The organism is Xenophilus arseniciresistens, assembly GCF_028023875.1.
Lineage (GTDB): Bacteria > Pseudomonadota > Gammaproteobacteria > Burkholderiales > Burkholderiaceae_C > Xenophilus > Xenophilus arseniciresistens.
Map to the genome: position 1 here is coordinate 581,260 of NZ_JAQIPB010000001.1, position 17,743 is coordinate 599,002.

At 70.3% G+C, this 17,743-nt stretch carries 21 protein-coding genes; 5 read left to right on the forward strand and 16 right to left on the reverse strand.

The genetic code is table 11. The annotated features are described in order from the left end of the window. Window positions 1–19 precede the first annotated feature (19 nt). Window positions 20–2,332 carry a penicillin-binding protein 1C gene (gene pbpC / locus PGB34_RS02440; RefSeq protein WP_271426473.1) on the forward strand — a complete coding sequence of 771 codons (2,313 nt, stop codon included), beginning with the start codon at window positions 20–22 and terminating at the stop codon, window positions 2,330–2,332. 8 nt (window positions 2,333–2,340) lie between these two features. Here pbpC and PGB34_RS02445 read toward each other — a convergent pair whose 3' ends face one another. Further along, window positions 2,341–3,099, reverse strand: a complete 759-nt coding sequence (locus PGB34_RS02445; protein WP_271426474.1) for an IclR family transcriptional regulator domain-containing protein — start codon at window positions 3,097–3,099, stop codon at window positions 2,341–2,343. Window positions 3,100–3,291: 192 nt separating this feature from the next. On the opposite strand from PGB34_RS02445, the gene pobA reads away from it, so the two are divergent. Beyond that, window positions 3,292–4,488, forward strand: a complete 1,197-nt coding sequence (pobA, locus tag PGB34_RS02450) for a 4-hydroxybenzoate 3-monooxygenase (RefSeq protein WP_271426475.1) — start codon at window positions 3,292–3,294, stop codon at window positions 4,486–4,488. Here the strand turns inward: pobA and PGB34_RS02455 are convergent. Beyond that, on the reverse strand, window positions 4,485–4,874 hold the full coding sequence (locus PGB34_RS02455) for a hypothetical protein (protein ID WP_271426476.1): 390 nt from the start codon (window positions 4,872–4,874) through the stop codon (window positions 4,485–4,487). The two genes, pobA and PGB34_RS02455, sit on opposite strands and share 4 nt — an antisense overlap. Before the next feature lie 287 nt (window positions 4,875–5,161). Between PGB34_RS02455 and PGB34_RS02460 the strand changes: the two genes are divergently transcribed. After that, entirely contained in the window at window positions 5,162–6,073 is a 912-nt protein-coding gene (locus PGB34_RS02460; RefSeq protein ID WP_271426477.1) for a peptidoglycan-binding domain-containing protein, read from the forward strand. Between the two features lie 64 nt (window positions 6,074–6,137). Here PGB34_RS02460 and PGB34_RS02465 read toward each other — a convergent pair whose 3' ends face one another. Further along, complete coding sequence (locus PGB34_RS02465; RefSeq protein ID WP_271426478.1) at window positions 6,138–6,704, reverse strand: fasciclin domain-containing protein; 567 nt, start codon at window positions 6,702–6,704, stop codon at window positions 6,138–6,140. A 162-nt stretch (window positions 6,705–6,866) separates the two neighbouring features. Continuing rightward, complete coding sequence (locus tag PGB34_RS02470) at window positions 6,867–7,127, reverse strand: DUF2789 domain-containing protein (protein WP_271426479.1); 261 nt, start codon at window positions 7,125–7,127, stop codon at window positions 6,867–6,869. A gap of 168 nt (window positions 7,128–7,295) precedes the next feature. Between PGB34_RS02470 and PGB34_RS02475 the strand changes: the two genes are divergently transcribed. Beyond that, the gene (locus PGB34_RS02475; RefSeq protein WP_271426480.1) at window positions 7,296–7,745 is read left to right on the forward strand and encodes a lysozyme inhibitor LprI family protein; all 450 of its coding nucleotides are present in this window, start codon (window positions 7,296–7,298) and stop codon (window positions 7,743–7,745) included. A gap of 235 nt (window positions 7,746–7,980) precedes the next feature. Beyond that, a complete protein-coding gene (locus tag PGB34_RS02480; protein WP_271426481.1) occupies window positions 7,981–8,613 on the forward strand; it encodes a response regulator in 633 nt (210 codons plus the stop codon). Between the two features lie 2 nt (window positions 8,614–8,615). Here the strand turns inward: PGB34_RS02480 and fliR are convergent, their stop codons facing one another. From fliR to fliG, 12 genes are all read right to left on the reverse strand, one after another. Further along, window positions 8,616–9,386, reverse strand: coding sequence for a flagellar biosynthetic protein FliR (gene fliR / locus PGB34_RS02485; protein ID WP_271426482.1), 771 nt, complete (start codon window positions 9,384–9,386; stop codon window positions 8,616–8,618). A 24-nt stretch (window positions 9,387–9,410) separates the two neighbouring features. Continuing rightward, on the reverse strand, window positions 9,411–9,680 hold the full coding sequence (gene fliQ / locus PGB34_RS02490; RefSeq protein WP_271426483.1) for a flagellar biosynthesis protein FliQ: 270 nt from the start codon (window positions 9,678–9,680) through the stop codon (window positions 9,411–9,413). A 10-nt stretch (window positions 9,681–9,690) separates the two neighbouring features. After that, window positions 9,691–10,464 carry a flagellar type III secretion system pore protein FliP gene (fliP, locus tag PGB34_RS02495; protein ID WP_271426484.1) on the reverse strand — a complete coding sequence of 258 codons (774 nt, stop codon included), beginning with the start codon at window positions 10,462–10,464 and terminating at the stop codon, window positions 9,691–9,693. Next, complete coding sequence (locus tag PGB34_RS02500; protein WP_271426485.1) at window positions 10,451–10,732, reverse strand: FliO/MopB family protein; 282 nt, start codon at window positions 10,730–10,732, stop codon at window positions 10,451–10,453. Before PGB34_RS02500 ends, fliP begins: the two co-directional genes overlap by 14 nt. Before the next feature lie 10 nt (window positions 10,733–10,742). Then, window positions 10,743–11,123, reverse strand: a complete 381-nt coding sequence (gene fliN / locus PGB34_RS02505) for a flagellar motor switch protein FliN (RefSeq protein WP_271426486.1) — start codon at window positions 11,121–11,123, stop codon at window positions 10,743–10,745. Further along, window positions 11,113–12,102, reverse strand: a complete 990-nt coding sequence (gene fliM / locus PGB34_RS02510) for a flagellar motor switch protein FliM (protein WP_271426487.1) — start codon at window positions 12,100–12,102, stop codon at window positions 11,113–11,115. Before fliM ends, fliN begins: the two co-directional genes overlap by 11 nt. Before the next feature lie 8 nt (window positions 12,103–12,110). After that, complete coding sequence (locus tag PGB34_RS02515) at window positions 12,111–12,686, reverse strand: flagellar basal body-associated FliL family protein (protein WP_271426488.1); 576 nt, start codon at window positions 12,684–12,686, stop codon at window positions 12,111–12,113. A gap of 149 nt (window positions 12,687–12,835) precedes the next feature. Next, a complete protein-coding gene (locus tag PGB34_RS02520) occupies window positions 12,836–14,173 on the reverse strand; it encodes a flagellar hook-length control protein FliK (RefSeq protein ID WP_271426489.1) in 1,338 nt (445 codons plus the stop codon). Further along, entirely contained in the window at window positions 14,170–14,634 is a 465-nt protein-coding gene (locus PGB34_RS02525) for a flagellar export protein FliJ (RefSeq protein WP_271426490.1), read from the reverse strand. The genes PGB34_RS02520 and PGB34_RS02525 overlap by 4 nt, the downstream gene beginning before the upstream one ends. A 26-nt stretch (window positions 14,635–14,660) precedes the next feature. Continuing rightward, window positions 14,661–16,085, reverse strand: a complete 1,425-nt coding sequence (gene fliI / locus PGB34_RS02530; RefSeq protein WP_408647816.1) for a flagellar protein export ATPase FliI — start codon at window positions 16,083–16,085, stop codon at window positions 14,661–14,663. Continuing rightward, window positions 16,075–16,740, reverse strand: a complete 666-nt coding sequence (locus PGB34_RS02535; protein ID WP_271426491.1) for a FliH/SctL family protein — start codon at window positions 16,738–16,740, stop codon at window positions 16,075–16,077. The genes fliI and PGB34_RS02535 overlap by 11 nt, the downstream gene beginning before the upstream one ends. 4 nt (window positions 16,741–16,744) lie before the next feature. Continuing rightward, a complete protein-coding gene (gene fliG / locus PGB34_RS02540; protein ID WP_271426492.1) occupies window positions 16,745–17,734 on the reverse strand; it encodes a flagellar motor switch protein FliG in 990 nt (329 codons plus the stop codon). Window positions 17,735–17,743 lie beyond the last annotated feature (9 nt).

Sequence of the window (17,743 nt, forward strand, 5' to 3'; positions counted from 1 at the left end):
TTAAAGTAGCGGCCTGCCCATGAAGACGACCCGCCCTGCTTTCGCCCTGCTCGCAGCGCTGTGCCTCGCGCTGCCCGCCGCCACGGCCTGGGCGCTGCCGGCCTTCGAAGAAGTGCGCGCCGCGCATCAACCTTCAGACGTGCAGGTGCTGGACCGCCAGGGCGTGCTGCTGCAGCGCGTGCGCACCGACGCCAGCGTGCGCCGCGGCCAATGGGTGGCGCTGGCCGACGTGTCGCCCGCGCTGCGCACGGCGCTGGTGCTCAGCGAAGACCGGCGCTTCCATGAACACAGCGGCGTCGATTGGCGCGCCGTCTCGGCCGCGGCCTGGGGCAACCTGTGGAACACGCGCACGCGCGGCGCGTCCACGCTCACCATGCAGCTCGCGGGCCTGCTCGACGAAGACCTGCGGCGCGGGCGTGACGGCCGCAGCTTCGGCCAGAAGATCGGACAGGCGCTCACGGCCACGCAGCTGGAACGGCGCTGGCGCAAGGACCAGATCCTGGAGGCCTACCTCAACAGCGTGCCCTTCCGCGGCGAGCTGGTGGGCATCGACGCGCTGTCGCGCACGCTCTTCGGCAAGGCCGCGCATGGCCTGGACGATCGCGAGGCCGCGGTGGCCGCCGCGCTGGTGCGCGCGCCCAACGCCAGCCCCGCGCGCGTGGCCGAACGCGCCTGCGAGGTGATGCGCACCGTGGAGCCCACGCACAAGGCCGATTGCGGCGCGCTGCAGTTCTTCACCCAGGCCGCACTGGCGCGCCGCGCCTTCGATGCCAGCGAGGGCATCGCACCGCACGTGGCGCGCCAGGCGCTGCGCCAGCAGGCCGCACTGCAGCCCGACCTCCACAGCGATTCGCTGCGCACCACCTTGCGCGCGCCGCTGCAGCGCATGGCCGTTGAATCGCTGCAGCGCCACCTGCGCGAGCTGCGCGGTCGCCATGTGGAAGACGGGGCGCTGGTGGTGCTGGACAACGCGAGCGGCGAGGTGCTGGCCTGGATCGGCTCCTCGGGCACCCTCAGCCGCGCGCGCGAGGTCGATGCCGTGCTGGCGCCGCGCCAGCCCGGCTCCACGCTCAAGCCGCTGCTCTATGCCCAGGCCATCGCCGAGCGCCGCCTGACGGCCGCATCGCTGCTGGAAGATTCCTCGGCGCAGATTCCCACCTCGGGCGGCCTGTACATCCCGCAGAACTACGACCGCAGCTTCAAGGGCACGGTCTCGGTCCGCACGGCGCTGGCCGCCTCGCTCAACGTGCCGGCGGTGCGCACGCTGGTCATGGTCACGCCCGAAGCCTTTGCGCGCCAGCTGCGCAGCACCGGCATCGCGCTGCGCGAAAGCGGCGACTACTACGGCTTCAGCCTGGCCCTGGGCAGCGCCGAAGTGCGCCTGCTGGACCTCACGAACAGCTTCCGCACCCTGGCCAATGGCGGGCGCTTCAGCCAGACGCGGCTGCTGCTGCCCGAACCCGGCGCGCCCGCGCCGGCCTTCACGCCCGTGCTGGACCCCGGCGCGGCCTTCATCGTGGGCGACATCCTGTCCGACGGCAATGCACGCGCACGCACCTTCGGCACCGACAGCGTGCTGGCCACGCGCTTCTGGAGCGCCGTGAAGACCGGCACCAGCAAGGACATGCGCGACAACTGGGCCGTGGGCTGGAGCGAGCGCTACACCGTGGGCGTGTGGGTGGGCAACGCCAGCGGCGCGCCCATGTGGGACGTGAGCGGCATCAGCGGCGCCGCGCCCGTGTGGGCCGAGGTGATGGCCTTCCTGCATGCGCGCGAACCCAGCCGCGCGCCCGCGCCCCCCGCCGGCGTGCAGCAGCAGGCCGTGCGCTTCGGCCCGGCCCCTGGCGCGGCAGGCGGCAGCAGCAGCAGCAGCGCGCAGGCGCTCGAAGCGGCGCGCGAGGAATGGTTCCTGCGCGGCACCGCGCAGGCCCTGTTCACACCCGCGCGCCTGCAGGCCGGGCTGGGCCTGAACGATGACACGGCGAACGCCGCGACCGATGCGCCAGGCGGCAAGGCCCAGGTGGTGCGCATTGCCGCGCCGGCAGACGGCACCATCCTGGCGCTGGACCCCGACATCCCGCCGCGCCACCAGCGCGTGCGCTTCGAGGCCGACGGCGTGAACGCCAGCACCGAAGGCGCAAGGCTGCAATGGCGCATGGACGGCAAGACCTTCGCGCGCGGTGCGCAGGCCCAGTGGCTGCCCTGGCCCGGGCGCCACACCGTGGAGCTGGCCGACGCGCGCGGGCAGGTGCTGCACAGCATCCGCCTGGAAGTGCGCGGCGCGGGTGTGGCTGCGGCGGCGCAGCCCGGCACCGCAAGCCGCTCGCGCTGAAGGCTGGGCTACAGCAGCCCGCGCAACTCGCGCGCCGCGTCCAGCATGGCGGGCAGCAGCTCGCGTTCCATGGCTTCGCGCCCGGTGCGCGCGGGTGAGGCGACCACGTTGAGCGCCGCCACCGTGCGGCCCTGCATGTTGCGCAGCGGCACGGCCAGCGCATGCACACCCAGCTCGTGTTCCTCGATCGCCACGCAATAGTCCAGCCGCCGCACTTGCGCAATCACTTCGCGAAAGCGCCGCGGCTCGGTCACCGTGTGCAGCGTCAGGCGCGGCAGCGCGCGGCCCTTCATCCAGGCCGTGAAGGCGGCCCGCGTCTCGGCGGCCAGCAGCACGCGGCCCGTGGAGGTGGCATGCACCGGCAGCCGCGCGCCCAGGTGCAGGCCATAGGCCAGCATGCGCAGGGTGCCGCTGCGCGCAACGATCACCACCTCGTCACCGTCGCGCACCACGGCCGAAAACGATTCCCCGGTCTGCGCCGCCAGGCGGTTCAGCGTGGGCTGGATGGCCCGCGGCAGCCGCGCCGAAGCCAGGTAGCTGCCCGAAAAGCGCAGCACCTTGGGCGCCAGCCAGAAGTAGCTGCCGTCGGTTTCCAGGTAGCCCAGGTGCGCCAGCGTGAGCAGGTGGCGCCGCGCGGCAGCCCGCGTGAGGCCGGCGCGCTGCGCCGCCAGCGTGGCGTTCAGGCGCTGGCGTTCGGTGTCGAAGCTCTCCAGCACCGACATGCCCTTGGCCATGCCCTCGATCAGGTCCGCCTTGGCGATGCTCATCCGCTCAAACTCCTGCTGCTTCAGCCGTTGCGCGATCATCGCGCACTGCAGCCGATCATCGCACAAAGCCTGGATGCGGCTTGCACGCACCAGGGCGGGCGCACTTAGGCTTGCACACATGCCGCGACGCCGTCCGTCGTCGCGACGCGCCCCCCCTTTCCCGCGTCCACACATCTTCCCCGGAGACATCCCATGCGCACCCAAGTCGCCATCATTGGTGCCGGCCCCTCGGGCCTGCTGCTCGGCCAGCTGCTGCACAAGGCCGGCATCGACAACATCATCCTGGAACGCCAGAGCGGCGAGTACGTGCTGGGCCGCATCCGCGCCGGCGTGCTCGAGCAGATCACCATGGACCTGCTCAAGGCCGCAGGCGTGGACCAGCGCGCGCAGGCCGAAGGGCTGCCGCACGACGGCATCGAGCTTCTGTTCAAGGGCCAGCGCCACCGCATCGACCTGCATGGCCTGTCTGGCGGCAAGCGCGTGACCGTGTACGGCCAGACCGAGGTGACGCGCGACCTGATGGAAGCCCGCGCCGCCGCGGGCCTGACGACGATCTACGAAGCCAAGGACGTGGCGCTGCACGACTTCGACGGCACGAGCCCGAGCGTGACCTACACCAAAGACGGCCAGACCCACACCGTGCAGTGCGACTTCATCGCCGGCTGCGACGGCTACCACGGCATCAGCCGCAAGAGCGTGCCCGAAGGCGCCGTCACCGAGTACGAGAAGGTCTACCCCTTCGGCTGGCTGGGCATCCTGGCCGACGTGCCACCGGTCTCGCACGAGCTGATCTACGCCAACACCGAACGCGGCTTCGCCCTGTGCAGCCAGCGCAGCGCCACGCGCAGCCGCTACTACGTGCAGTGCAGCCTTGATGAAAAGGCCGAGGACTGGAGCGACGAAGCCTTCTGGAACGAGCTGCGCCTGCGGCTGGACCCGGAAGCGGCCGAACGCCTGGTGACCGGCCCCTCGCTGGAAAAGAGCATCGCGCCGCTGCGCAGCTTCGTGGCCGAACCGATGCGCTTCGGCCGCCTGTTCCTGGCCGGCGACGCGGCTCACATCGTGCCGCCCACCGGCGCCAAGGGCCTGAACCTTGCCGCATCGGACGTGGGCTACCTCTGGCAGGCCCTGCGCGAGTACTACGGCGAGAAGTCCAGCGCGGGCATCGACCACTACTCCACCGCCTGCCTGCGCCGCGTGTGGAAGGCCGAGCGCTTCTCGTGGTGGTTCACCTCGCTGATGCACCGCTTCCCCGACACCGGCGATTTCGGCCAGAAGATCCAGGAAGCCGAGCTGGACTACCTCGTGAACTCGCGCGCGGCCTCGACCTCGCTGGCCGAGAACTACGTGGGGCTGCCGATGGAGCTGGCGCAGTTGCAGGGCCTCTAGGCCGCCGACCCGCGCGCAATGGCCGCACGCAGTTCGGGCATGGCTTTGTCGTACCACTCGATCATGTGTTGCAGCGGCTGCGCCACGGGCTGCGGCGTGGGTGCGCCAGCAAGCTCGGCCGCGGCCTGCGCCATGTTCACGAGGATGCGCGCGGACTCCTGCACATAGGGCGCGCCGGTGCCGGCGTCGTGCCGTGCGCGGATGATCTGGTAGCGCATCGACTCGGGCAGGGTCCAGGCGCTGACCACGAGGTCATACACGGTGGCCTGGCCATTGCTGAGCTTCAGTGGTCGGTGTGGCTCGTCGTAGCCCGCCATCTCGAGCGCCTCGCAGGCGTCGATGGCGGCGTTCATCATCGACCGCACCAGATTCCAGTCCGTCTTCATCAGTTCGTCTCCCTGACTCAAGCACGCCGAAGCGGCGCCAACCCTGCGGGCCAGCGTTGATCGTACCCCTGCCGGCGCTGGCTCTCGCCGCTCAGCGCTGCGCCGTTGCGCGCGGCCCGCGTAGACCCCTATGGCGCCGCCACCAAGCCGCCGGCCTACGCCACATGGGCGACACGGCGGCGCCAAGCCCTCGCACCGCCAGCCTGCGACCTGCACCTCTGGCCAGTTACCGGGCTTCGGCAGACTGCCTAGACTTTGCGCCGCATGTCTTTCATCAAGGAGGACGCATGCCGGCACGAAACATCCTGGCGTCGGTGGGCCTGGGCGGGGCCAACCTGACGAACGACGTGGTGACCATCCAGTCCATGCTGAACAACGTGCCCACCGGCAACGGCGGGCCGCAGCCCAGGCTGGAGCCCGATGGCAAATGCGGGCCGCTGACGGTGGGGGCGATCCGCAAGTTCCAGCTCGCGCAGTTCAATTCCGCCGACGGGCGTGTCGACGTGGGACAGCGCACCATCGAGCGGCTGCAGGGCTTCGACCAGGCGCCGGGCGCGGCGCCGCCCGCCCCGGCGCCGCCACCCGGCGGCATCACGCCGCCGCAGATCGTCACGCCGCCGGGCCATCTGCCGCCCACCCCGCAGCCGCCACCCACCTTCACCCTGCCCCAGGGCCTGTCGCCGCTGCGCCGCAGGATCCTGGAAATCGGCATGGGCGAGGCGCTGCCCGAACCCGCCGTGACCGACCTCAAGACCGTGCGCGACGGCAACGAAACGGTGCGCGCCGGCTGGAAACGGCTCAAGCAGTATTTCGACGAGGGGGTGGAAGGCTGGACCGAGCAGAAGTGGAAGGACAAGGCCACCTATGACGGGGTGCGCATCCCCGGCCGGCGCATTCCCCAACCCAACAGCGACGGGGTGAGCTGGTGCGGCATCTTCGCCACCTGGGTGGTACGAAGCGCAGGCGTGGAGACGAAGTGGCGCATGGGTGCCGGCCCCAGCAAGCTCAAGCTCAACTTCTCGCGCAACTGCCGGCCAGGCGACATCGCGGTGATCGCGCAGAACGTCCACCACTTCATCGTGGCCAGCCCGCTGGCCGACGAGATCATGACCATCAACGGCAACTCGACGAATCAGTCCATCCTGGTCAAGCCCTGGCCGCTGTCGAGCGTGCGCTACTTCTACAGCGTCGAGGATTAGGGCCGCGCGCACGGCCGCGCGCGGGCCTGGCCGCACCAGGCCGCAGCGCGAGCACGCGGCTGTCTTACTTGGGCAGCAGCACCTTGTCGATCACGTGGATCACGCCGTTGGACTGGTAGACGTCGGCAATGGTCACGCTGGCCATGCCGCCTTTTTCGTCGGTCAGCATCAGCTTGCCGCCCTGGGCCGAAGCCTTGAGCGTGCCGCCGGCCACGGTCTTGATCATGGCCTGGCCCTTGCCGTCGGCCACCATCTTGGTGATGGCCGCTGCGTCCCACTTGCCGGGCACCACGTGGTAGGTCAGCACGCCAGTCAGGCTGGCCTTGTTCTCGGGCTTGAGCAGCGTGTCGACGGTGCCCGCAGGCAATGCCGCGAACGCGTCGTTGGTGGGCGCGAAGACGGTGAAGGGCCCCGGCCCCTTGAGCGTCTCGACCAGCCCCGCTGCCTTGACGGCCGCGACCAGCGTGGTGTGGTCCTTGGAATTGACGGCGTTGTCGATGATGTCCTTGGTGGGGTACATCGGGGCGCCACCCACCGTGACCTGCGCGTGGACGATGGGCGCGGCACCGGCAAAGGCGGCGGTCACAGCAAGCGCAACAAGCAGACGGGATGCGGTTTTCTTCGACGACATGGGAGGCTCCTGTTTCTGGGTGCCTGCCCAAAACGGGGCAGGTGCCTGTTCTACGGAAGCCCCTGCCTGGCGGATGAGGAAGCCGACCCGGTTGCGGGGCCATGCATCCAAAGCGCCTCGCGCTGCGTATCTCCCCCTTCGAGGTTGGCGCCGGGCCGGGCTTCAGGCCAGCCCGGTCTGCTGCTTCACCGCATCTTCATGCAGCGATTCGTTGAGCTGGTCGACCACGAGGGTCCAGCCCGCATCGGACTTGATCTGCTCGGCCAGGAACTGCCGCTGCGCCTCGCTCCAGAAGGGCGCATCGACGATGTTCTGCGCGGCCGGCAGTTGGTGCGTGCGGATGAAGTCGGCGATCGCCGGGTCCGAGGCGTCCAGGCCCAGTTGCAGAAAGAGGTTGCTCATCCTCGGCTCGGCGGTGTTCATCGATGCGGGTCCTTCACGGGAAAAATGGGGCAGGTGGTCATTGTCTCCCGGGTGCCCACGGGGCCATCGTCTGTTGGTCAGAATCGCCACCACTGCCTTTTCCTCGTGATGTGCGCGCGTGGCCGCTGAGGCTGCCCGCGCGCGCCGCCGCCCATCGGAACCCCTTGCATGAAGCTGTCTCCGCTGCCGTCCGCCTTTTTCTCCGCCTGCGCCCTGCTGCTGTTCTCCGCCACCGCGCCCGCGGCCCATGCCGGGCCGGCCTGCTACGACAAGGCCCTCACCCAGGCCCAGCTCACGGCCTGTGCGGCCGCCGACCTGAAGGAGGCGGACGACCGGCTCAACCAGCTGTACCGGCAGATGCGCGATCGCATGAAAGGCGACGAGAACGCCCGCACGCAACTGCTGGACGCCCAGCGCAAGTGGCTGGCCTTCCGCGATGCAGAGTGCGCCTTCCAGACCACGCGCTCGGCCGGCGGCAGCATCCATGCGATGACCGTCAACGCCTGCCTGGCCGAGCTGACGCAGGCCCGCACCGAGGCGCTGCAGGCCCACCTGGACTGCGCCCAGCAGACCCGCCGCCAGGACATGGCCGTATGCGCCGTGCCACGGCCCCACTGAGCTGCGGCGCACCTGCCACCCAGGCCAGCAGGCATGGCTTCGCAAGGGTCATGGGCGGGCACTAACATCGGGTGGAAATTTCCCTCTGGCGCCAGCCGCGCGCCGCGCCACCGGCGCCCCGTGTTGACATGAAACCGCCTCGTTCCCTGCGCTTGAATCCATCCCGTCCCTTCTTCGCGAAGCCCCGCGCTTTCATGCTTCGCGCCGCACAGCCCTGGCCCGGAGCGCAGCCATCATGATCCACGTCATCACCTGCGACGAACACGGCGTGGTGCTTCGCGGCATCCGCGACGTGCTTTCGGATGCGGTGGACATCCGCATCACCGGCGAGGCCGCCGACGCGACGCAGCTCAAGGAGCTGCTTCGCACCGTGCCCTGCGACGTGCTGGTGATGGAGCTGGCCCTGTCGGGCCGCGGCGGACTCGATCTGCTGGCAGGCCTCCAGGAAAGCGGCTCGACGGTCAAGGTGCTGATCTTTTCCATGCACTCCGAGCGCGAGTACGCGATCCGCTGCCTGCGCGCGGGCGCCTTCGGTTTCCTGAGCAAGACCAGCGACCCGCACCGCCTGATCGCCGCCGTGCGCTCGGTGGCCCGCGGCCAGAAGTACGTCACGCGCGAGCTGGCCCAGGTGCTGGCCGACAACATCGCCAAGCCGATCCGCGAAACCGCGCCGCACCACGACCTCTCGGACCGCGAGATGCAGACGCTGGTGCGCATCGCCTCGGGCAAGAAGCTGTCGGAGATCGCGGCCGAGTTCATGCTCAGCCCCAAGACCGTGAGCGTCTACCGCAGCCGCGTGCGCGAGAAGCTCAACCTGCCCACCAACGCCGCCCTGACGGCCTACGCGATACGCAACGAGCTGATCTAGCATCACCGCGCGCCGGTGAACAGGCCCAGCATGCGCTCCATCAGCGCCAGCAGCGGCTGCTCCATCATGGGCAGCACCAGCGCCATGCCGGCCAGGCCGCTGACCAGCGTGATCGGAAAGCCGATGGCGTAGATGTTCATCTGCGGCGCCACGCGCGAGATCACGCCCATCACGAGGTTGATGAACAGCAGCAGCGCCACCATGGGCAGCGCGATCCACAGCGCGCTGGCGAACAGCTCGGCACCCAGCTCGTGCAGGCGCAGGCGGCCGAAGGCGCTCATGGCACCCGAGCCGATGGGAAAGACCTCAAAGCTCTTGATCACGGCCATCAGCACCGTGAGGTGGCCGTTGATCACGATGAACAGCAGCATCGCGATGTTGCCGAAGAAGCGCGAAACCGCGCTGACCTGCGCATTGCTCACCGGGTCGAAGAAGGAGGCGAAGTTCAGCCCCATCTGCAGGCCCACCAGCTCGCCGGCCAGCTCGATGGCCGCCAGCACCAGCCGCGCCGCAAAGCCCAGCGCCATGCCGATGGCCACCTGCTCCACCAGCACGCCCAGCGCCAGCGGGTCGTTCAGGCCGATGGCCGGCGACGCGGGAAGGGTGGCCTGCGCGCCCAGCGCCACCAGCGCCGCCAGGCCGATGCGCGCGCGCACCGGCACCGCGCGCGCCGAAAAGATGGGCGCCGTGGTGAACAGGCCCAGCACGCGCAAGAAAGGCCACAGCCAGGGCATCACCCAGGCCATCAGCTGCGATTCGTCAAAAGTCAGCACCGGCGGCGCTCCACACGCGCGCCCTCAGGCGACCATGCCGGGGATCGACTCGATGGTGCGGCGCAAGTAGTCCACCAGCGTGGTGAGCATCCACGGCCCGGCAATGGCCAGCACCACCACGGCCGCCACCAGCTTGGGCACGAAGGCCAGCGTGGCCTCGTTGATCTGCGTGACGGCCTGGAAGATGCTGACCACCAGGCCCACGCCCAGCACCACCAGCAGCACGGGCATCGAAAGCATCAGCAGCAGGATCAGCGCGTCGCGGCCGATGGTCAGTACGGTCTGTGCGTCCATGGCGAAGAACTCAGCTCACGAAGCTGGCGGCCAGCGAGCCCAGCAGCAGGTTCCAGCCGTCGGCCAGCACGAACAGCATCAGCTTGAAGGGCAGCGCCACCAGCACCGGCGAAAGCATCATCATGCCCAGCGACATGAGCACGCTGGAGACCACGATGTCGATCACCAGAAAGGGGATGAAGATCATGAAGCCGATCTGGAAGGCCGATTTCAGCTCGCTGGTGGCAAAGGCCGGGATCAGCACGCGCAGCGGCGCGGTCTGGGCGGTGGTCTCGGCCGGCAGGCGCGCCAGCCGCGCGAAGAGCGCGAAGTCGGACTGGCGCGTCTGCTTGAGCATGAACTCGCGCATCGGCGCCTGGGCGCGCTGCGCGGCTTCGTCGAAGCTCAGCGTGCCCTGGGTGTAGGGCGTGTAGGCCTCGTCGTAGACGCGGTCCAGCGTGGGGCCCATGACGAAGAGCGTGAGGAACAGCGACAGGCCGATGATGACCTGGTTGGGCGGCGCCGACTGCGTGCCCAGCGCCTGGCGCAGCAGCGACAGCACGATCACGATGCGCGTGAAGCCCGTCATCATCAGCACGATGGCCGGCAGGAAGGACAGGGCCGTGAAGAACAGCAGCGTCTGCACCGGCACCGAATAGCTGGTGCCACCGGCCGAGGAACCGATCACCAGCGGCAGCTGGCCCGGTACCGCGGGTGCCTGTTGCGCCCAGGCCGGCACGGCCAGCGCGGCGCCAGCGGCCAGCAGCAGGCCGGCGCGCAGCCAAGGCCCTTTACTGCGCCACATGTAAAGGCTCCGGTGCGGCCACGGTGTGCAGCGGCGTGATGCCCTGGGCCGACACGCCCACCACCAGCCAGCTGCGCGCGCCTTCAGGCCCCACTTCAACCGTGAGGATGCGCTGCTGCGGCCCCACGGCCAGCGCCGAGATCAGCTTGCAGGCCGGGCCCGAGGGGCCCAGCGGCAACGCGCGCTTTTGCTGCAGCCGCCGGATGGCGAAGGGCATCGCCGCCATCAGGCCGATGAACAGGACGATGGTCAGAAGACTCTGGGTCATGGGCAAAAGCTCAGGTGGCGCCGTTCATGCGGCGCAGGCGCTCCGAGGGCGTGACCACGTCGGTCAGGCGGATGCCGAAGCGGTTGTTGACCATGACCACCTCGCCGCGCGCCACCAGGTAGCCGTTGACCAGCACATCCATGGGCTCGCCAGCCAGCGAATCGAGCTCGATCACCGAGCCCTGGGCCAGTTGCAGCACATGCTTGATCGGCACCTTCTTGCGGCCCAGCTCCACCGACAGCTGCACCGGGATGTCCAGCACGCGGCCGATGTCCTGCAAGGCCGCGGCGCCGCCGGCGTCGAGCTGCGGCGAGGCCATGCCCTCCAGGGGCTGCGCCCATGAAGCGGCCTCGGCCGAAGCCGACAGGGGTTGCTGCTGTTCAGTGGACATGCTTTTCTCCAAGCCAGTGCGGCTGCGCGCTGTGCAGGCTCTGTTCCACGCGCAGCGCGTAGCGCCCGTCGTGCGTGCCATAGCTGCAGGCGAAGACCGGCGTGCCTTCCACGGTGGCCGCGATCAGCGGCAGCCGGTCCAGTTGAATGAAATCCCCGGGCTTCATGGCCAGCACCTGGCCCACGGTCAGCGCCGGTTGTGCGAGTTCGGCGACCAGCGAGACTTCCACCTGCTGGATCTCGCGCGAGAGCTGCGAGACCCAGCGCCGGTCCTCGGCCATGGCGCTGGCCTGCTGCGGGCCATAGAGCACCTCGCGCAGCGGCTCCAGCACGCCATAGGGCTTGCAGATGTGCAGCGCGCCTTCAAAGCCGCCCAGCGTGAGCTGCATGCTGGTGACCACCGACATCTCGGCCGGCGAGGCAATGGCGGCGAACTGCGGATGCACCTCGGAGCGCTGGTGCGCCAGCTCCAGCGGATAGATCTCGCGCCAAGCCTCGTTGTAGGCCGCGCACACGACCTGCACCAGGCGCTGGATCACGCGTTGTTCGGTGGGCGAGAAGTCGCGCCCTTCCATGGCGGCCTGCAGGCTGCCATTGCCGCCGTACATCAGGTCCACCGTGGCGCCCACCACGGCGGCCTCGAAGCTGATCAGCACATGGCCGCGCAGCGGATTGAGCGTGGCCACGTTGAGGCTTGCCGGGTTGGCCAGCTGCTGCACGAACTCGCCAAAGCGCTGCACCGTGACGGGCGCAGCACGCACCTCGGCACTGCGGCGCAGCAGCTGGAACAGGCCCTGGCGCAGGTGCCGCTCGAAGCGCTGGTTCACGATCTCCAGCGTGGGCATGGGCTTGCGCACCCAGCGCTGTTCGGTGGAAAGGTTGTAGTCGCGCACGGCCGCCTCGGCCATGCGCTCGACGAGGTCGCTCTCGCCTTCGGGCGCGGCGGGGGCGACGGGGCTGCTGTCGGCCTTCTCGCTCATGGACGCGCCTACTGGACGATGAAGGCCGAGAAGAGCACGCCGTTGACGGGCGAGGCCGGCACGCGGGTGCGGCGGCGCGGGCGTTCGTCGGCGTCATCGCCGTCCTGGCCCCGGGCCGCGGCGCGCGGCACGTCGTAGCCCAGCGCGCGCGAGATCTCGTCGCGCACGTCGGCGGCCAGCTTCTCCTTGCCGTCGAGCTTGAGCAGTTCCTCGGAGCTGCGCTGCGACACCAGCAGCAGCACGCTGTTGCGCACGGCGGGCATCATGCTCTTGACCTCGTCCACGACCTTGGCATCGTTCAGGTCCAGCGTGATGCCGATCTGCACCATGCGCTCGCCGCCGGCATCGGCCAGGTTGACGACCATGTTCTCCAGCGCCAGGTAGGTGGGCGTGGCGCGCTTGGCGGCCGGGGCCTCGTGCGCCTCGTCCTGCGCCTGCGCGGCCAGGTTCTTCCGGGATTGCAGGTAGAACCAGCCGCCCGCCGCCGCGCCGGCTGCCACGATGAGCGCTGCCAGCAGGATGATGAGGAGCTTGCCCTTGGCCTTGGGCGCCGGGGCCTGGCTGTCCGCGGGGGTGGCTGACACGGTGGTTCCTTCTTCAGAAGTGCGCCGGCTGCCCTGGAGGCGCCGGCCTGGATGAAGGAATTATTCGGCGCCATGCCGCGCGCGAGCCGCGGAAAAGCGGGCCAAAAGCCCCCTTCATCGCCGCTTGCCCGCGCCGCCCGCGGCAACGTTCAGACGTAGAGATCGACCGCGCCGTTGACGCCGCCGCGCAGCGCGCCGGCGCGGGTTGCCGGTGTGCCGGGCTGGCCTGGCGCTGCGCTTTCGCTGCGGCCTGCGCCAGCTGTAGCGCCCACGCGCTCGGGCGCGGCAGATGAGCGGCGCTCCTCGCGCCCGGCCATGCCCGAGCCCACGCTGACCTGGCCCAGCGCCAGCCCGCTGCTGCCCAGCATCTGCTCCAGCTGCCCCAGCGCACCCGAAAGCAGTTGCCGCGTGGCGGCCTGCTCGCTGCGAAAGGCGATGTGGGCCTCGTGACCCTGGATCTGCACACTCACGGCCACGGGCTCGCCACCCGGGCCGTCCAGGGTCATCTCGGCGCCCTGGGTCTTCTGGCTCAGCCACCAGCTCACCTGATCGGCCAGCTCATTGGCAAAGCTCGCGGCTTCGGGTGACGGCGAAGCCGCAGCGCCCTGGCCGGCCTGCGGGTCGGCCAGTGACGATGGCGCATCGGCCACCACGGCCGCGCCGGGCAGCACGCTGCCTGGGCTGCCTTCGGTGTTCTGTGCGCGCGCCAGCTGCGGTGCGGCCGCATTCATGGCCAGTGCTGCCGCCTCCACGGGCGCGGCCACTGGCATCAGAGCGCGGGGCGCCCATCGGCCGCCTGGCTCCTGCGCGCGCTCGCGCTGCGTGGCTGCGGCTGTGATGGACGTTGATGCGGTCTCGCGCGCGGCGGCGCGGGTCGCCGCGGCCGGCAGGGCCTGAGGCCGCAGCGCGGAGGCCGCAGTTTTGGCTTGCGCGAGCGCCGCGGTGGGCAGGCCCAGTGCGGCGTCCCATGCAGCGGCGGCGCTGCCATGGCGTGCGGCGCTGGCCGCTTCGGTGGCAGGTGTCTCGCGCGCGGCCGTGGCATCGGCCTGGCCTGGGCGCGCGTTTGTGCTTGTGTCGGTTGAGGTGCCCGCTTCCTGCCCGGGCCATTCGGTGGCGGCCGTGCCAGGCAGGCCGGCATCGCTCATGCCCTGTGCGCGGCCACGCGTGGGTGACAGCACCGCGGCCTCACCCGCATCGGAACGCGCAGCCGTGCGCGTCTGCGTCCACGCGCTTTGCGCGAGCAGCAGGCCCATGGCCTGTGCGCCGGCCTGCGGGTCGGTCGCGGCATCCGCCACTTCCTCATCCTTGCGCTCGGTGCTCGGCGCCGGGTCTGCGGCCACAGGCGCTTCGTCCTGTGCCGCCAGCAGGCCCGCAAAGGCGCCGCCTGCGCCATCACCGGCCACGGCTTCATCTTCCTGCGCGCTGCCTCGGGCCAGCCCGGCGCGCTCCACGCCCTGGCTGCTGGGGTTCAACGGCTGGATGCTCATCCCGTCACCCCGACGCGGCCGGCCGCGCGCAGGCGCCGGTACTGCGCCGCCGCCATTTCGTCGGACTGTTTTTGCTCGCGGCGCATCGTCAGCGCCAGCTGTTCGCGATCACGCTGGGCCTGCACCTGGCGCAATGCCTCCAGCCGGGCCTCGGCCTCGCGCACCTGGGCGGCCTCGCGCGCCACATGGCCCGCGTGCTCGCCCACGATGCCGGTCTGCATCTGGATGGCCTGCACCAGCCGTTCCATGAACTGGTAGTGATGGCGCATCAACTCGGGATGGTGCCGGCCCGCCTGCGCGCCCCAGCGCGCGGTGCTTTCCTGCGCATAGCTTTCGAGCTGGTCTAGCTGCATCTGCGCCGACACCCATTGCTGGCGCGCCAGGCCCAGGCATTGGGCCAGCGCGTCGCGGCGCTGCGTGGCCAGCTCGATGGCCAGGTGAATGCCTTGCTTGTCGGACATGCGGCTGCTCCCTTCTGTGGCCGGCCTCAGTGGGCCTGCGCCTTGATCGTGCGTTGCAGGCCGGCCATGCTGTCGCCCAGCCGGTCGCCCTCGAACATGTTCTGCTGCAAGAAGGCCGCCATGGCCGGCTGCAGGCGGATGGCCTCGTCCAGCTCCGGATCGCTGCCGGCCGCGTAGGCGCCCAGGCGCACCAGGTCCCGGCTCTTGCGAAAGCGCGAGTAGATGGCGCGAAAGCGCCGCGCCGAATCGAGGTAGGCCGGCTCCACCACGTTGTGCATCACGCGCGAGGCCGACTGCTCGATGTCGATGGCCGGAAAGTGCGCCTCTTCGGCCAGCGCGCGCGAGAGCACGATGTGGCCGTCCAGGATGGCGCGCGCGGCGTCGGCGATCGGGTCCTGCTGGTCGTCGCCTTCGGAAAGCACGGTGTAGAAGGCCGTGATCGAACCCACGCCATTGAGGCCGTTGCCGCTGCGCTCCACCAGCTGCGGCAGCTTGGCGAAGCACGAGGGCGGGTAGCCCTTGGTGGCCGGTGGCTCGCCGATGGCCAGCGCGATCTCGCGCTGCGCCATCGCATAGCGCGTGAGCGAATCCATCAGCAGCAGCACATGCTTGCCGGCATCGCGGAAGTGCTCGGCCACGCCCGTGGCATAGGCCGCGCCCTGCATGCGCAGCAAGGGCGGCGCATCGGCCGGCGCGGCCACCACCACCGAGCGCGCGCGGCCCTGCGCGCCGAGGATGTCCTCGATGAATTCCTTGACCTCGCGCCCGCGCTCGCCGATCAGCCCGACCACGATGACGTCGGCCTCGGTGTAGCGCGCCATCATGCCCAGCAGCACGCTCTTGCCCACGCCCGAGCCCGCGAACAGGCCGATGCGCTGGCCGCGGCCCACGGTGAGCAGCGCGTTGATGGCGCGCACGCCGGTGTCCAGCGGCTCGCGCACCGGGTCGCGCTCCATGGCGTTGATGGGCGAGCGGTCCAGCGGCTGCGCCGCCACGTCGACCAGCGGGCCCTGGTGGTCCAGCGGCTGGCCCTGCGGATCGACCACGCGGCCCAGCAGGCCATCGCCCAGCGGCAGGCGCAGCACGCCGCTGCGCGGCTGCACTTCGGATTCGGGCTCGCCCAGGCGCGGCACGGGCACGAAGGCCGCGGCCGGGATGACGCTGGCGCCGCTGCGCAGGCCATGCACGTCGCCCGCGGGCATCAGGTAGGCGCGGTCGTCGGCAAAGCCCACCACCTCGGCCAACACGTCGGCGGCACGGCCTCGTGGGCCCTGCGGATTGGGCATGCGCACCAGGCATTGCGAGCCGATGGGCGCGCGCAGGCCGGCGGCCTCCAGCACCAGCCCGGTCACGCGCGTGAGCGTGCCTTCCACTTCCAGCCGCGGCGTCATGCGCACGCGCTGCAGCGCGTCGTCCATGAAGCGCTGCCAGACCCGGGCTTCAGGCGGCATGCGTCGGCTCCCAGGGCGCGTCCAGCCCCAGGCTGGCCACGGCGCGTTCCCAGCGCTTGGCCACGCTGGCATCGATGCGGGCCGCGGCCGACTCGAGCAGGCAGCCGCCATTGGCCACGGTGGCATCGGCCACCACGCTGACCTGGCTAGCTTGGCTCTGGGCCAGCGCCTGTTCCAGCGCCTCGCCCAGGCGCGCATGGTCGTCGGGCGAGACATGCAAGGTGGCGCTGCGGCCGTCCTCCAGCAGCGCCTGCACGGCCTCGTGCGCCACTTCAATCAAACCATCGCTGCTGTGCGCGAGTTCGCGCCGCAGCACCTGGCGCGCGAGCGCGCAGGCGATTTCCAGGCTGCCGCGCGCGATGTCCTGCTGGGCCTGGGCCAGGCCGGTCTGCGCCGCATCGAACAGCGCGGCAAAGCGCGCGGCCTGCTCGGCCATCAGGCGCTCAAACGCTTCCTGCATCTCGGCCTGGACCTGGGCCGTGGCCTCGGCCACGCCGGCCGCATGGCCTTCGGCGTAGCCCATGGCGCGCGCATCGCGCACGGCCTCGGGCCGGATCACGGGCGCGCTCTCCACGGGCGCGCCCATGCGCTCGAAGTTCCAGGGCGAAGCGGCGCCCAGCGCTTCGGCCGGGATCAGGCGTGCGGTGCGGCTCATGGCCTCAGACCATTCCCGCGCCGCCGCCCAGCACGATCTGGCCGTCGTCCGCCAGCTGGCGCACGGCCTTGAGGATTTCCTTCTGCTGCGCTTCCACCTCGGCCAGGCGCAGCGGGCCGCGCGATTCGAGGTCTTCGCGCAGCGACTCGGCCGCGCGCGAGGACATGTTCGACAGGAACTTGTCGCGCAGCGCGGGCGCTGCGCCCTTGAGCGCGACGATCAGCGTCTCGGAGGCGATCTCCTTGAGCACCAGCTGGACCGACTTGTCGTCCAGCTTCATGATGTCCTCGAACACGAACATCAGGTCGGCGATCTGCTGGGCCAGCTCGGGATCGTGGCTGCGGATGGCTTCGACGGCCTGCGTGTCCGCGCCGGCACCGAGCATGTTGATCATGCCGGCCGCGGCCTTGGCGCCGCCCAGCGTGGGCTTGCGCACCTTGGCGCCGCCGGCCAGGATGCGGCCCATCACTTCGTTGAGGTCGTCCAGCGCGGCCGGGTGCATGCCCTCGAGCGTGGCCACGCGCAGCAGGATCTCGGCGCGGTGCGCCTCGGGCAGCTGCACCAGGATCGCGGCCGCATGGTCGCTTTCCAGATGCACCAGGATGGCGGCCACGATCTGCGGATGCTCCACCTTCAGCACTTCGGCCACCGAGGGCGCATCCATCCAGCGCAGGTTCTCGATGCCCGTGAACTGCGTGGGCTGCAGGATGCGGTCGGCCAGGATGGTGGCCTTCTCATGGCCCAGCGCGCGCTGCAGCACGGCCCGCACGTAGTCGCCCGTGTCGGCCGCAAACAGGCCCTGCCCTGCCGTGGCGCTGACGAAGCGGTCGGCCACCTCGCCCAGGCGCTCGCGCGACACGGCGCGCGTCTTCGCGATGGTCTCGCCGATCTTCTGCACCTCGCGCGGCGACAGGTGCCGCAGCACTTCGCCGGCCTCCTGTTCACCCAGCGACATGAGCAGGATGGCGGCGTCGTTCAGGCCTTGGTCGTCCATGGGAAGGAA

Excerpts from the sequence above, each read along its gene's own strand:
- pbpC (WP_271426473.1), top strand. The coding sequence starts at position 20 with ATGAAGACGACCCGCCCTGCTTTCGCCCTGCTCGCAGCGCTGTGCCTC.
- PGB34_RS02445 (WP_271426474.1), bottom strand. The coding sequence starts at position 3,099 with ATGAGCATCGCCAAGGCGGACCTGATCGAGGGCATGGCCAAGGGCATG.
- pobA (WP_271426475.1), top strand. The coding sequence starts at position 3,292 with ATGCGCACCCAAGTCGCCATCATTGGTGCCGGCCCCTCGGGCCTGCTG.
- PGB34_RS02455 (WP_271426476.1), bottom strand. The coding sequence starts at position 4,874 with ATGAAGACGGACTGGAATCTGGTGCGGTCGATGATGAACGCCGCCATC.
- PGB34_RS02460 (WP_271426477.1), top strand. The coding sequence starts at position 5,162 with ATGCCGGCACGAAACATCCTGGCGTCGGTGGGCCTGGGCGGGGCCAAC.
- PGB34_RS02465 (WP_271426478.1), bottom strand. The coding sequence starts at position 6,704 with ATGTCGTCGAAGAAAACCGCATCCCGTCTGCTTGTTGCGCTTGCTGTG.
- PGB34_RS02470 (WP_271426479.1), bottom strand. The coding sequence starts at position 7,127 with ATGAACACCGCCGAGCCGAGGATGAGCAACCTCTTTCTGCAACTGGGC.
- PGB34_RS02475 (WP_271426480.1), top strand. The coding sequence starts at position 7,296 with ATGAAGCTGTCTCCGCTGCCGTCCGCCTTTTTCTCCGCCTGCGCCCTG.
- PGB34_RS02480 (WP_271426481.1), top strand. The coding sequence starts at position 7,981 with ATGATCCACGTCATCACCTGCGACGAACACGGCGTGGTGCTTCGCGGC.
- fliQ (WP_271426483.1), bottom strand. The coding sequence starts at position 9,680 with ATGGACGCACAGACCGTACTGACCATCGGCCGCGACGCGCTGATCCTG.
- fliP (WP_271426484.1), bottom strand. The coding sequence starts at position 10,464 with ATGTGGCGCAGTAAAGGGCCTTGGCTGCGCGCCGGCCTGCTGCTGGCC.
- PGB34_RS02500 (WP_271426485.1), bottom strand. The coding sequence starts at position 10,732 with ATGACCCAGAGTCTTCTGACCATCGTCCTGTTCATCGGCCTGATGGCG.
- fliN (WP_271426486.1), bottom strand. The coding sequence starts at position 11,123 with ATGTCCACTGAACAGCAGCAACCCCTGTCGGCTTCGGCCGAGGCCGCT.
- fliM (WP_271426487.1), bottom strand. The coding sequence starts at position 12,102 with ATGAGCGAGAAGGCCGACAGCAGCCCCGTCGCCCCCGCCGCGCCCGAA.
- PGB34_RS02520 (WP_271426489.1), bottom strand. The coding sequence starts at position 14,173 with ATGAGCATCCAGCCGTTGAACCCCAGCAGCCAGGGCGTGGAGCGCGCC.
- PGB34_RS02525 (WP_271426490.1), bottom strand. The coding sequence starts at position 14,634 with ATGTCCGACAAGCAAGGCATTCACCTGGCCATCGAGCTGGCCACGCAG.
- fliI (WP_408647816.1), bottom strand. The coding sequence starts at position 16,085 with ATGCCGCCTGAAGCCCGGGTCTGGCAGCGCTTCATGGACGACGCGCTG.
- PGB34_RS02535 (WP_271426491.1), bottom strand. The coding sequence starts at position 16,740 with ATGAGCCGCACCGCACGCCTGATCCCGGCCGAAGCGCTGGGCGCCGCT.
- fliG (WP_271426492.1), bottom strand. The coding sequence starts at position 17,734 with ATGGACGACCAAGGCCTGAACGACGCCGCCATCCTGCTCATGTCGCTG.